The sequence below is a fragment of the Niveispirillum cyanobacteriorum genome (genome assembly GCF_002868735.1).
Classification (GTDB): Bacteria; Pseudomonadota; Alphaproteobacteria; order Azospirillales; family Azospirillaceae; genus Niveispirillum; species Niveispirillum cyanobacteriorum.
This window is the reverse complement of the sequence record NZ_CP025612.1, coordinates 123,700-136,870: the sequence shown is the minus strand read 5'-3', so window position 1 is coordinate 136,870 and position 13,171 is coordinate 123,700. Positions and strand designations below refer to the sequence as shown.

The window sequence follows — 13,171 nt, the reverse complement described above, 5'->3', positions numbered from 1 at the left end:
AAAGCGAAATCCCGGCCCCACGGGAGGGGGCCGGGATCGACACGCCATGCAGCTAGGGGTAAGGGGCCGCTGCCGCCCGTCAGGTTACCGCTTCAGGTTGATCGTCTCCGTCAGCATTTCGTCGGTGGTCGTGATCACGCGGGTATTAGCCGTGTAGGACCGCTGCGCCACGATCAGCTTGGTGAACTCCTGGGCGATATCGACGTTCGATCCTTCGATGGAGCTGGCGGCGATCACACCGGCACCATTGACGCCGGTAGAGGTGAAGCGGGCGCGACCGCTATCCGCCGTTTCGGTGAAGGTACCGCCCGTTTCACGGCCCAGAGCGTTCGCATTGTTGAACAGCACCAGCGGCACCTGTGCGATCACGCGGCGGCGACCATTGTCATAGTTGGCAACAACGTCACCGTTTTCGCGGATTTCCACATCGCGGAAGGTACCCTGCGGGCTGCCATCCTGAAGCAGGGAGGTCACGTTGATGGCATTGCCCTCGTACTCCGTCAGGCCTGTGGCTTCACCGAAGGTCCCGAGATCCAGCGTGATGCGCTGCGGACCGTTGCCATAATCGACGGTGAAGCTGACTTGGGCGGGCTGGCCGCCTTCGGTCACGGCGCTCACCGTGGCATTGCCGGTGCCAACATTGGCGGATGACAGGCTGGACAGCGTACCGGCCTTCGCCGCATCACCATTCGGCAGCGTACCGCCGAAGTTCAGTGTGATGTGCGGCGGCGTGGTGCCGATGTTGGAGCTGGGCTCACCCAGGAAGGGAATACCATCCTGGTTGCTGGTCATGGTGATCACGCCGCCGACCGAGGTCGCCTGCACGGGAATGCCGCTTTCCTGGTTGACCTTCAGAGCCAGATTGGCAGCGATCTCATCCAGCGACACTTCGTTGCCGGTCGTCGTGTAGGTGATGGTACGGTTGAAGTTCGGAGCCACTTCCTGGGTGCCGTTCAACTGAATGCTCGCATCCTTCGCCGTCAGCAGGATGCCAGTGGTGACACCGTCATTCTTGATGGCGGATGCAGTGAAGGGGGCACCGAAATCATTGCCGACCTTGGTGATGAGGCTGTCCAGCACGCTGGCCGGCGTTGGGAAATCACCGATATTCTGTTCGGTGATCTGCACCGCATAGGTGGTGCCATTCATGGTGACGGCATAGCGGTTGCCGACTGCCGGCGTCGCGGTCGTGGTGGAGAAGTCGAAGAACTGCGACGAAGGATCGGTTGCCAGTTCATCGGTACCCGTCAGGCGGAAGGCCGTGTTGACGGCATTGCCGGTCAGAACCAGCTTATTGCCGCTGACCGTCGGCGTCACGTCGGCAGAGGTGATCTGCGGCAGGAACAGGTTGGTCAGAGCTTCCGACGTCGTCGGCGGCTGCGTCGGCAGACCGTCCAGGTCCGCCTGGGTCAGGGGGCCGTAATTGTAGGCGGTACCGTTGATGGTCACGCTATAGACGTCGCCGACCTTCGGCGCCGTGCTGGGATAGGAGACTTCCGTCACCTGTGCGGCAGAGGTCGAGGGCTGGGTCGTCGTCGTGCCTTTAAGGGCGATGGGATCGACCTGGTTGGTCGACGGGCTGCGCAATGTCACCGAGTAGGTGGCGCCGACATCGCCGGGCACGCCCGTGATGGAGATGCGCTGCGTCTGACGTGAACCGGTGATATTGCCCTGGACCGAGCTGACGAAGGTCGTGTTGTCGGCCGGCGGCGCATTGCTGACATTGGCTTGCATGAGGCGGTCACGGCCGCTGACGCTGAAGGCTGTGTTGACACTATCAGCCGTCAGAACCAGGCGGGTGCCGGACACGGACGCCGTCACACCCAGGGCCTGGGCGTTGATATCAGCGGCGAAGCTGCCCAGTTCAGTCGCCATGTCATTACCGGAGACAGGCGAGTACGTGATGGTCGTCCCGTTGATCGTCACCGACATATCGTTCTCGTCGGACTTGATGTCACGGTTCGGGTAGCTCAGTTCCGTGACCTGGGCCGCCGACGACGATGCCGCAGTCGTGGTCGTGCCGGACTGCTCACCGACATTGAAGCTGTCGCCGACCGTCGTGCCACGCAGGGTCAGCGTGTTGCCCGTCACCGAGGCAATAACCTTCTCCGTGGAGGAGTTGGCATTCACCTGGGCGGCCAGCGCCGTCACGACACCGTTCAGGTCTTTCAGCTGACCAATATTGGCCGCCGTCACCTTCACGGTATAGGTCTGGGTGCTGTTATTATCGACATTCAGGGTGAATTCGTCACCGATATCGACCGAGCTGCCCGCGAAGGTGATCACGGACTGCTGCTGCTGCGTGCTGGTCGCGGCGGTCGTGACCGGTGCGTTGGCCGTGTTGACGGTAGGCGTCGCATTATTGACGTTGGTCGTCAGGGTGAAATCATCGCCCGCCGTGGTGGCAGAGATGCGCAGACGGCCATTGGAGACGTTGGCGGTCACACCAACCGGCGGCACGGCGCCGTTGATCTTGTCGGCCAGGGACTGGGCGACACCGGTCAAATTGGACAGCTGAGAGGAGTTGGTGGTGGTCACCGTCTCGGTGAATTCTACGCCATTGATTGAGACACGATAGGTATCGCCGATCTTGAAGGCGCCGTCGCCATTGGGCGACGTGAATTGCACTTCCTCAATCTGCTTACGGGGCGTGATGCCCTGGGTCAGTGAGGTGGACTGGGCCGAGACCGGGAAGCCATCCAGGTTTCCGGACAGCGGCAGGCTGCCGACAGCGCCCGGCGTGTCGACGGACAGGCGCCAGGCACCATCCACCTGACCCGGACGCCAGCCCAGGGTGATGTCGCGCGGCTTACCCGTGCTGTCAAATATCTGGATCGTGGTCGGCTGGATCGGCTGGCCCGGCGTCGGATCGGTCGGCAGGTTCGCACGCAGCTCAATCGACTTGGTCGGAACCGGGCTGTCAATGTCGGCCGTGACCTGGATGGGCGTCGCGGAGGTCGAGAAAGAGTTCGTCGCCTCGCTGTAGATATAGCCGTTCAGCGCAAAGCCGGAGCGGTTGACCAGGATGCGCTCGTCATTCAGTTCGAAGGAACCGTCACGGGTGTAGTAGCGCTCGCCGGTCGGAACCGAAGTACCATTGACTTCCGTAAGGCGGCTGACATTGAAGAAGCCCTGGCCACGGATGGCGAGGTTCGTCGTGCGGTCGACCGTTTCGATATTGCCGGCCACGCTGTTGGCATAGCTGGGGCGTGCCACCACGCCACCGGGATTGTGCACACGAGCATTGGATTGCAGCACCAGGTTCGTGAAAGCGGTGTCGACGCGCTTGTAACCCGTGGTGCGGGCGTTGGCGATATTGTCCGAGATGTGACCAAGGGCGGCGGCCTGGGCCTGAAGGCCAGAGATGCCGGTGGTCAAGGATCCGAAGATGCTCATGGAAGGGCTCCCGTTGGAGTGATGGCGTGTCGTGGCCTATTGAGCAAGTTCGATGCCAACTCCCGAAAAATTTCTAATGCACTGATTTAATTGGATTTATAAACTGAACCTGATCGGCATTACCTGCCACTTTCCGGGGTGGAAGATGCTACTGGGCGGATTTTGCCGGGGTAGCGGTGTCTTTTGCCGGGGTCCGTCCGGACAGAGAAGGGGCCGGTCCATCCGCGGATGGACCGGCCCCTTGGGCACTCTCAACCTTGAAACAATGTGACAGCAGTGCCGTTACAGCCGATCAGTTCGGACGCGGCGGAACAGCGAACATGCCCGTGCGCACGTCATTGGCCATTCCTTCCAGAAACTCAGCCGTCGTGCCCACACCATGCTTGGCCAGAAGGCCATAGACGGCAGCCGTCACGGACATGGTACCGATCATGTCATAGGGCACGCCTTCACGGGTGGCATTCATCCAGAAGGCATTAAACTGATCGAATAGGCGGGTACGGATCGCCTCGTCGCCGCTGGGGGCGCTGGCCGGTGCGGGGGCGGCGGTGAAGCCGTTGGGGGGTGCGAAGGCGTTCATTTCTCGGTTCTCCTTCTGATGGTTTGGTTCAAGCAAGAAAGTTGATGAGAGACAGGGATTGCATGCGACCGGCGATGGTGTAGCTGGCCTGTTGGGTGGACATTGCGGACTGCAGGCGGACGGCCACATCGTTCTGGTCGATGCCTTCGATAGTGGCCAATTCGCCTTGGGCCTTAGCGATTGCTTCCTGGTGACGGGTTTGCGTGTTGTCCATGGTGGCCGCCGCATTGACGACGCGGGAATGGACGCCGCGCAGCTGGTTCTGCGCATCGGTCAGCAGATTGCGGCCTTCCTCCATCAGCTTGCCGTAGTCGCCGGGCCGGTTGATGGCGGCGGTCAGGCGGCGCAGGCCGCTGACAAGCTTCTGAATGGCGGGATCGTTGCTGCTGACACCGTAATTGACGCTAAGCCCGTCATCGACCTGGAGCTTCGCGATGTCATAGGCAGCCGAAACCTGGCGGGACTTCGCAAAGTCAGTGTCGTAGAACGGCAATCCCGGTGGGTTGACAATGCCTTCAAACGTATCCTGCTCTGCCAAGGGCGGCAGGTCGTTAGTGATCATCCGCGTCTGGTTGCCGGAGTTGTTGATGTCAGCTGTCGTCTGAAACTGACTGTTCACGTCCTTGGCGGTAAAGATCAGCTTGGTGTCGTCTGCGGGATCGATGCTGGCCACCACCGAGGTGGCGGGATCGGCATTGATCTGCACCGCCATCCGCTGCGCCACCCAGTTCGACATGGAGGTTGGGGCGGTATAGGACGGTACCTGTCCCGGCGCATCCGTCGGCAGCGGTGCGTTGCCCCGCAGGATGTCGGTATCAGTGGGGCTGATGGCATAGGAATATTTCGTCGGCCCGGCGATGATTACCTGCGGCGGCGCATTTTCGTTCTGCACGATGGTGCGGGAACCGATGGAGATGTTGAATACATCGCCCACATCGGCTTCCGTGCCATGGAACTTCACATTGTCGATCTGCCGCTGCGTCTCACTGGCTTCCTGCACCGTGTAGGGCGCCTGGGAAGCATCAATGGCGTCCGGTGCGGTCAGCACAACATTCTGGTGCGTGCCATTGTCATAGACATGGCTGGTCAGCGTGAACTTTTCCTTCACGTCATTGGCCGTGGCAGTGACGATCCCGTTGGAAACCGACAGGGTCACATTGAAAGGCGGGTCGCTGAACTGGCGGATCTGATCGACCAAGCCGGTGCCAGTATCGTTGGAAAACACCTCGTCCAGCGACTTTTCGTTCCCCGTCGTGACATAGGTGAAACGCTTGCCATTCAGGATCATCTCGTAGGTTTCGCCAGCGTCTCCGCGCTCGCCCACCAGGGTGGTACGGGTGATCTGCTTGGCCGCAACGATATCGTCCACCGGCTTGGTATTGTAGCGGGAGCCCGAGAACAAGTAGCGGTCGCCGACCCGTTCGTTGAGCAGGGATTCCAGTTCCACGGTCATCCCGCGGATCACCTCGCGGGTCGAGGCCATGTCGGGCCAGGAGACATCGAAGGACGAAATGCCCGACCCTTCCAGGCTCTCGATATTCAGCTTGATGACGGCGCCGTCGCCGGGGCCACCTGAAATGATGAAGCGGTCAGCATCGACCTGCGGCGGGACCTGCTTCATGTTGACGGTATTGACGGCGCGGCCGCCCAGCCCGTCGGTGACGGTGATGTCGAAGCTGCCCTTCGGTCCGGTCTGGCTGGGCACGGCAGAGATGGTGTAGGTGGCCTCGGCCTTGAACTTGCTGTTGATATCGTCCACCGACACCTTCATGGCGCCTGCGGATTGGTTGGTGACGCTGCTGATGCGCGTGGCGCCCGGCCCCTGCGGCAGGCGTGTGGTGCTGGACAATTCCGACGCCATGTCGGCCATACGGTCCATCAGCGTGTCGTAGGACTTCACGCGGGTCATTGTCTGGTCGATGGTCTGGGAATAGGCCTGACGGCGCACCAGTTCCGATTTCAGGTCCAGAAGACGCTGTGACTGCGTGCCGAAGAAGGCCACATCCTGCGACTTCTTGCCCGTGTTGAGCTGGGTCGAGAGATCGTCGATCGCCGACTGCCCGCCCGTGAGCGTGCGGATGGTGTTGATATAGCTGCCATAGCTGCTGATGCGGGTCATCTGACGATCCCCTCGATGGCATCCAACATATTGTTGACCGTCTGCATCACGCGGGCGGCGGCGGAGTAGTTGCGCTGGAGCACCTGCAACATAGCGATCTCTTCATCCATGTTGACGCCGGTGTTGTTCTTGTACCGTCCTTCCAGCTGCGCCTTGAAATCGGTGGCGATGGTGGCCTGCTCGCTGGCAACTTTCTGATTGCTGCTCCACTGCGCGATGACGGTGGAAACCATGGAGCCGTATGACAGGCCCGTGGCCCTCAGCCCGTCAGCATTGATGGTGCGACCAGCGGCGTTCATCGCGTCCGCCACACCCGCTGCGGCACTGGCTTTCACGGTATAGTCGCCCGACAAAAGGCCGGGATTGATCTCGATATTGCCGGCACCGGTCCCGATGAAGAACCGGTTCGGCAACTCGCCTTCGCCAACGGGATTGGCGCTGTTATAGGCGTCGGCGAAGCTGGTCGGCTCGCCCGGCTTGGTCGACCCCAGAAAGGCTTCAGCAATGGCCTGAGTCTGCGAACGCAGCTTGCGCAGGATTTCGGCACCGGGAAGGTTGGATGCGGGCTGCGGCGGGTCCTGCACCGACCCGTCGGTACGCAGCTCCAGCAGGGCGCCCAGCTTGCCGTCACGCACCATGCCCGTCAGGTCGCGGTCGGATGCCGAAGAACGCAACTGGCCATTGTCATAGGTGAACTTCACCGGTGCCGCGTCCAGCAGGGACACGCCCGACGTCGTGAAGATCGACAGCTTGCCATCTGCCCGCTCCACGGTGCGGATGCTCATCATCCCAGCCACTTCGCGCACCAGGGAATCGCGGCGATCCTCCATCTCCATGGTCGGATCACCGGCACCGCGCGTCACCAGGATGTTGGTGTTCAGCTGATCGATGGAGGACAGGGCAGAATTCAGCTTTTCAACCGATTGGTTGATATCAGTATCCAGCTGCTTTTCGATGCTGGTGATGCCGTCATTCAGGCGACGCAGTTCGCGCGCCAGATCTTCACCATGGACGACGATCTGGCCCTGGGCCACGGTGCTTTCCGGGGTGGCGGCCAGTTCCTTCCAGGCTGTTTCAAACTTGTCCAGCGCGTCGGTTACGGGCGGCTTGCCCGCCGTCGTGCCCAGCAGGTCGGTCGCCTTGCGCATATAGTCAGCCGTGGTCGCCGCCCCGGATTCCTCCGAGATGGTCTGTTCCAGCTGCACGCGCAGCGCCACATCAACCTGACGCTTGTACTGGGCGATGCCGGTGCCGCCCTGATTGTCGGAGGTCTGCTCCAGCGAATGCCTGGAGCGGTTGGGATCATCCGCCTTGGCCACATTCTCAGCAACCAGCCCCAGCTGCCCTTGGATCAGGCGCAGGCCGTTGCTTGAGTTGTTGAGGACGCCAAACAGGCTGGTCATCGGACGGGTCCCTTGTACCGGCGAAATGCCAGGACCGATCCCCATGACCGGCCCGCCCTGTCATTTGCAACAGGCGGGCCAACTTTGACGTTGTGAGGATTTACAAGGGTTTGCGCAGATTTCAGGGCGGTCGATATGACCCCTGGGCAGAATCTGCCGGATGGAAAAATCCGGAAACGGCAAGGATGGCCGAGTGCTGAAACAAAAAGCCCCCGCCGGCGGGCGGGGGCTTTATAATCGGCTGGAAGGCCAGGATCAGGCGGAATGAACCGCCGCCGACAGCAGCGACAGGCGGCTGCGAACGATCTGTTCGGCAAGCAGCCAATGTTCGATGTCACGGCCCGGCGGCTGCCCTTCCGACAGCCACAGCAGATAAGCTTCTTCGGCCACCTGTTCGGTGGTCGGCTCCACCGCGATGGCCACTGCGGCCACGGGGGCCGGATCGGCCTTCTTGGCACGGGGCTTGGCTGGGGCCTTGGCCTTCTTCACCGGGGGTGGGGCGGGAATGGTTTCGGTCTCGGGAACGGAAAGGGCTTCGGACTTGGCGGATTTGCGCGGCATGGGGCTATCTCTCCATCGCAGGGAACCAAGCGGACTGGGCGCAGTAAGATGGTGCACTGCAACCGTATAAATTTCCACCCCCTTCCTTTGGATTGCCTCGAAATTTCCGCAAGGCCGCCCTTCGTCTTACGGCACCGCACCCAAAGCGTGCAGCACCGGCAGACGGCGCCGGGCAAAGGATTCCCACCGCTCGGCCAATTCCGCCTTGTGCCGCTCCGCACTCGTGATCGGCTTACCGTCACGGAGCACCCGCTGACCCAGCGCTTCCAGCGTCGTGAAGGCATGCATCACTGGCTCCTCCCCCTGCTGCATCGCCGCCAGGAACAGCTTACCCAGCCTGTCGACCGCTACGCCGCCACCCGTCACAGGGCTGGCCAAGGCCGGCATCCGGTCTGCGGCCGCGGCGTCCTTCAGCAAGAGTGCGTTCAGCCGCGCACACGCGTCCCGACGCTGGTCATAGCCATCAGGCGGCAGCGCGGGTGCGACCAAGTCTAGTGCTTTCAGAGCCATCAGCGCCGCAGGCCCCTCCCCTCCACCCTGCGCCAGCAGGGCGGCCTCTTCCATCGGCCCAGCTTGCAACGCCGTCAGCATGGCGTGCGCTGCATCAAACGGCACCTCCAGGGGCCGTGTGGCCGGCGTCGCCCGGCGCAGTAGGTCACGCGGATGGCCCAGTGCTGCCCAAAGGTGCGGTGGTATCGCCTGTACTGCGCCACCATCGCGAATGAACAGGTCGCGGCGGAAGGGCCGGTTGGTGACATAGTCGCGGAGCAATTCCCTAAAGTCGGGGTCATCGGCTGCTGCCTGCCCCCCAGCGGTAAGGATTGTGTCCGCCAGCGCCCCCTCCTCCCACCGGTCCGCTGCCCGCACCTGGGCTGCCAGCCGCAGGCCGGCAGCGGCCAAGGCCTGGGCAACGTCTGTGAAGTAGGTCGGGTGCCAGCTCTCATTGAAATATTCATGCGCCAGGTAATCGACGGGCCGTTCCAACAACGCGTCCAGCCGTGTGCCCACCGTGGGGTTCACTCGGAAATAGCCAGCGTCGCGTGCCCGCAATTGCTCTGCCAGGGCCAGTGAGCCGGTGATACGTTCAGCAAGGCTCCCCTGCCCTCGCCGCGCCGACGCCAGCATCAATTCGCGCAGCGGCAGATACTGGGCCCAGCCCGGCAGAACATTGTAGCCGAGATAGACGATCCCACCGGGCTTCAGATGCCGGTCCAGAAAGGCCACGATCTCCGCCCGCTGCTGCGGCCCCACCCAGGACCAGACGCCATGCAGGGCCACGACATCAAAGACGGGAAGGTCGCTGTCGGCATAATCTGCAAAGCCCAGAGGGCTGACCGTCAGGTTCGACAAGCCCGCGTCATTGGCCAGCCATCTTGCATGGGCCACGTGGTCCGGGTTGATGTCGTTGCCCCAGAACCGCGCTTGCGGATTGGCGGCGGCCAGCAAGGCCAGGCTGAACCCCTGCCCGAAACCCAGCTCACAATAATCGAACGGTTGCCCCGGCTGGATGGGGGATCGGTCACCCAGCGCCTCGGCCATGGGCCAGGGCTGCAGTTCCGGATGGAAGCTGTAGGTGTACCCAATTTCCGTGACGTACCCATCCGTCCAGCCGCGCATGATCCCCTTCCCTGCCCCGTCCACAGCCTGTTTTCATGGCATGAAGCCGTGAACTCGGCTATGGAAAGCCCCGGCCCATCGACAGGAAACAGGCATGCGCTACGGAAAGCTGGAAGTCATCTGCGGCCCCATGTTCTCGGGCAAGTCCACAGAGATCCTGAAGCGCGCCATCTGGTACACGCACGGCACCGGCTCCCACATCATGCTGCTGAAGCCGGCCTTTGATGTACGTTATGCAGAGAACCGGGTGGTCAATCACGATGGTATCGGTTTCGACGCCGTACCCATCACGCACATGCCGGTGATCGCCGACAGCATCAAGGCCGTCTTCATCGACGAGGTGCAGTTCTGCGTCGATCCGCATTACCATGGGGACGTGGTGGAGGATGTGCGCAGCCTGCTGCACCGGGGCATCGATGTCGCCGTCTCCGGCCTGGACATGGATTGGCGCGGACGCGCTTTCCCCGTAACCGCTACCCTAGCGGCCATGGCAGACGGCTTGTGGAAGCTGAAATCCCGCTGCGCCGTCTGCGGTCATGAAGCACACAAGACCTTCAAGAAGCACCGCAACGACCGTACCGTCGAACTGGGTCAGGCCGACCTATACGAACCCCGTTGCAACGCCCATTGGCACGACCACAGCGAGGTGTCGGGCCGGGAACTGTCATTGGATTTGTAATAAGCGCACTGGTGGAGGTTGCGACGATGCGCTATCCCGCCCTTCAGCAATCGTCTTTCAGGAACGAGTGAGAACATGAGCAAGTGCCCCTGCGACAGCGGTCGTGAATTTGATGCCTGCTGCGGCCCCTATTTGGCCCGCACCGAACCGGCGCCGACGCCGGAAGCGCTGATGCGTTCGCGCTACACGGCGTTCGCCAAGCAGGACATCAAGTATCTGGGCGAAACCCTGCTGCCCGGCACGCAGGATGATTTCGATGTGGAGCAAGTCACCGAATGGGCGTCCAAGAGCATCTGGACCGGCCTGGAAGTTCGCTCCACTGCCGATGGCCAAACCGCTGACGAGTCCTTTGTCGAGTTCGTGGCCAAGTTCACGATGGATGGAAAGGACCTGATCCATCACGAAACCGGTCGCTTCAAGCAGTTGGACGGTCGCTGGTGGTATGTGGACGGCGTCATGGGCCAGCGCCCGCGCACCGTCGTGAAGGTGGGCCGCAACGATCCCTGCACCTGCGGGTCGGGCAAGAAGTACAAGAAGTGCTGCGGCGCCTGATAGGCACGACCTATCATCATTATCTGATCAATCGATTTCCATATTGGCATCCTTCCTGCCATCTTGAACGCACAGGATGGAGGAAGGATCATGGCAACCAAGTCCCTGGAAAAACTGATACAGTCGTTGCGTCAGCATGGGGCGGGACTGTCTGCGGAAAATGGCCGTTTGGTCATTGAAGGTTCAGCGCCAGCGGATATCTTGATGCAGGCGCACCGTCACCGAAAGGCATTGGCGGCGATGGTGCGCGCCCGGTCCTGATCAGGACCGGGCTCCCCTTCCCTGTCAGAGTATGTCCCGAATTGACCCAGAACAGCCCCTCGCCCGCCCTGCCCGCCGGCCATCCGCCCGTCAAGGCGCCCAAGATTGGCGTGTTGCTGATCAATCTGGGAACACCGGAAGCCACTGATTATTGGTCGATGCGCCGGTATCTGTCGGAGTTCCTGTCCGACCGGCGCGTGGTAGAGGTGCCGCAGGCCATCTGGCAGCCCATCCTGCAGGGCATCATCCTGACCTTCCGACCCAAGAAGAGCGGTCATGCCTATGCGGGCATCTGGAATCAGGAACGCAATGAAAGCCCGCTAAAGACCTTTACCCGTGGCCAGGCCGATGGTCTGCGTGCCGCTCTAAAGGGCACGCACGATGACCGGATCATTGTGGAATGGGGCATGCGCTATGGCCATCCCTCCACCGCCAAGGGCATCGACAGCCTGATCGAACAAGGGTGCGAGCGTATCCTGCTGTTCCCGCTTTACCCGCAATATAGCGCCACGACCACGGCGACAGCCTGTGACCATGCCTTCCGCCATCTGATGACCCTGCGGCGGCAGCCGGCCATCCGCACCGTGCCCACTTATCACGACGACCCGGCCTATATCGAGGCGTTGGGCGCCGGCGTCTCCCGCCATCTGGACAGCCTGCCCTGGAAGCCGGAGCGTATCATCGCTTCCTTCCACGGCCTGCCGAAGATGTACCTGGAAAAGGGCGACCCGTATCACTGCTATTGCCTGAAAACGGCCCGCCTACTGCGGGAAAAGCTGGGCATGGATGCATCGATGCTGACCCATGCCTTCCAGTCCCGTTTTGGCCGGACGGAATGGCTGCAGCCCTATCTGGAACCCATGGTCAAGGCGCTGCCGGAACAAGGTGTGAAGAAGCTGGCGATCCTGGCCCCAGCCTTTGTCAGCGACTGTGTGGAGACGCTGGAAGAAGTAAATCAGGGTATTCGGGAGACTTTCCTTACCGCTGGGGGGACGGACTTCACATACATCCCCTGCCTGAATGATCACCCTGATCATATCGACCTGCTGCGCGGGATTGTGGAGCGGGAACTGGCAGGCTGGCTCTGATCATCCTTACCGCCTGGGGGCATAGAATTCTCTAACCTTCGATTGACCACGGACTATGGTTAACCATAGTCTGATCAGGGTTTTGATGGTCTTCGGGGGCATCAGGTGCGGCGTTTGGCGATGGTCCTGCTGGTCTTGTCGCTTGCCCCCGTGTCGGCATTGGCCGAGACAGCACCGTTAAGGCTGGTTACGGGCACTGACTATGCCCCCTATGTGGATGACAGGCTGCCGGACGGCGGCCCTGTCACTGCGCTGGTGCGGCAGGCCTTCGCCAAATCCGGTCAGCCCGTGACCTTAACCGTAGAACCGTGGCGCCGCGGCTATGAAGGCCTGTTAGCCCACCGGTTCGATGGGACCTTCCCCTATATCCGCACCGAACAGCGCATGCGGGAAGTATTGTACTCCGAACCGATCACGACGGTGCGGCAGCATCTGATCGTGGCCCTGGGCAATGAACGGGCCGCCATGGCCAGCGGCTGGATGAAGGGCAAGCGGGTTTGCGCTGCCGTCGGTTATGGCTTGCCGCCCTGGATGGATTTTCTGATCCGGCAGGGTGATGTGCAGCGGGTGACCCCGACCCAGCAGCGCAGTTGCCTGTCGATGATTGTGGGCGACCGGGCCGATTTCATGGTGGAGGATGAACGCATCGCCGTTGCCCGCCGTGCAGAGCTGTCTGAACGGGAGAAGCTGGCCACCGTACCCGGTCCCGCCGCCAGCGAGGCAACCCTGCATCTGATCGTTGCCCGCGACCACCCGAATGCCCAACAGATTCTCGATGCGTTCAACCAAGGGCTGGCACAGCTGCGGGTGGAGGGGGCGATACCCGATCTGCTGGTGTCAAAGCCACCCTCCTGATCCCATTGCCCTGCCACGTGGCCCGTCCTAATCTGGTGACCAAACCATTTTGGATCATGC

General features: G+C 61.7%; 10 protein-coding genes. 4 read left to right on the top strand and 6 right to left on the bottom strand.

The features are described from left to right. Window positions 1-84 precede the first annotated feature (84 nt). The 6 genes from C0V82_RS16565 to C0V82_RS16540 all read right to left on the bottom strand — a co-directional run bounded on the left by C0V82_RS16565 (window position 85) and on the right by C0V82_RS16540 (window position 9,676). Window positions 85-3,396, bottom strand: a complete 3,312-nt coding sequence (locus C0V82_RS16565; RefSeq protein WP_102113588.1) for a flagellar hook-basal body complex protein — start codon at window positions 3,394-3,396, stop codon at window positions 85-87. A 292-nt stretch (window positions 3,397-3,688) separates the two neighbouring features. Then, window positions 3,689-3,976, bottom strand: coding sequence for a hypothetical protein (locus tag C0V82_RS16560; protein WP_102113587.1), 288 nt, complete (start codon window positions 3,974-3,976; stop codon window positions 3,689-3,691). 28 nt (window positions 3,977-4,004) lie between these two features. Then, window positions 4,005-6,095, bottom strand: a complete 2,091-nt coding sequence (locus C0V82_RS16555; RefSeq protein ID WP_102113586.1) for a hypothetical protein — start codon at window positions 6,093-6,095, stop codon at window positions 4,005-4,007. Beyond that, window positions 6,092-7,498, bottom strand: coding sequence for a flagellar hook-associated protein FlgK (gene flgK / locus C0V82_RS16550; protein WP_158659992.1), 1,407 nt, complete (start codon window positions 7,496-7,498; stop codon window positions 6,092-6,094). The genes C0V82_RS16555 and flgK overlap by 4 nt, the downstream gene beginning before the upstream one ends. A gap of 255 nt (window positions 7,499-7,753) precedes the next feature. After that, on the bottom strand, window positions 7,754-8,059 hold the full coding sequence (locus C0V82_RS16545; protein WP_102113584.1) for a DUF2934 domain-containing protein: 306 nt from the start codon (window positions 8,057-8,059) through the stop codon (window positions 7,754-7,756). 126 nt (window positions 8,060-8,185) lie between these two features. Then, a complete protein-coding gene (locus tag C0V82_RS16540) occupies window positions 8,186-9,676 on the bottom strand; it encodes a class I SAM-dependent methyltransferase (RefSeq protein ID WP_102113583.1) in 1,491 nt (496 codons plus the stop codon). A 94-nt stretch (window positions 9,677-9,770) separates the two neighbouring features. On the opposite strand from C0V82_RS16540, the gene C0V82_RS16535 reads away from it, so the two are divergent. The 4 genes from C0V82_RS16535 to C0V82_RS16520 all read left to right on the top strand — a co-directional run bounded on the left by C0V82_RS16535 (window position 9,771) and on the right by C0V82_RS16520 (window position 13,111). Next, window positions 9,771-10,355 (top strand): thymidine kinase, encoded by a 585-nt coding sequence (locus C0V82_RS16535; RefSeq protein ID WP_102113582.1) that lies wholly within the window; start codon window positions 9,771-9,773, stop codon window positions 10,353-10,355. A gap of 75 nt (window positions 10,356-10,430) precedes the next feature. Beyond that, a complete protein-coding gene (locus tag C0V82_RS16530; RefSeq protein ID WP_102113581.1) occupies window positions 10,431-10,907 on the top strand; it encodes a YchJ family protein in 477 nt (158 codons plus the stop codon). Between the two features lie 302 nt (window positions 10,908-11,209). Then, window positions 11,210-12,256, top strand: a complete 1,047-nt coding sequence (gene hemH / locus C0V82_RS16525; RefSeq protein WP_102113580.1) for a ferrochelatase — start codon at window positions 11,210-11,212, stop codon at window positions 12,254-12,256. Between the two features lie 105 nt (window positions 12,257-12,361). After that, window positions 12,362-13,111: a substrate-binding periplasmic protein gene (locus C0V82_RS16520; RefSeq protein ID WP_158659991.1), complete on the top strand. Its 750-nt coding sequence runs from the start codon at window positions 12,362-12,364 to the stop codon at window positions 13,109-13,111. Window positions 13,112-13,171 lie beyond the last annotated feature (60 nt).

Coding starts and splice junctions, on each gene's coding strand:
- C0V82_RS16565 (WP_102113588.1), bottom strand. CDS start 3,396: ATGAGCATCTTCGGATCCTTGACCACCGGCATCTCTGGCCTTCAGGCC.
- C0V82_RS16560 (WP_102113587.1), bottom strand. CDS start 3,976: ATGAACGCCTTCGCACCCCCCAACGGCTTCACCGCCGCCCCCGCACCG.
- C0V82_RS16555 (WP_102113586.1), bottom strand. CDS start 6,095: ATGACCCGCATCAGCAGCTATGGCAGCTATATCAACACCATCCGCACG.
- flgK (WP_158659992.1), bottom strand. CDS start 7,498: ATGACCAGCCTGTTTGGCGTCCTCAACAACTCAAGCAACGGCCTGCGC.
- C0V82_RS16545 (WP_102113584.1), bottom strand. CDS start 8,059: ATGCCGCGCAAATCCGCCAAGTCCGAAGCCCTTTCCGTTCCCGAGACC.
- C0V82_RS16540 (WP_102113583.1), bottom strand. CDS start 9,676: ATGCGCGGCTGGACGGATGGGTACGTCACGGAAATTGGGTACACCTAC.
- C0V82_RS16535 (WP_102113582.1), top strand. CDS start 9,771: ATGCGCTACGGAAAGCTGGAAGTCATCTGCGGCCCCATGTTCTCGGGC.
- C0V82_RS16530 (WP_102113581.1), top strand. CDS start 10,431: ATGAGCAAGTGCCCCTGCGACAGCGGTCGTGAATTTGATGCCTGCTGC.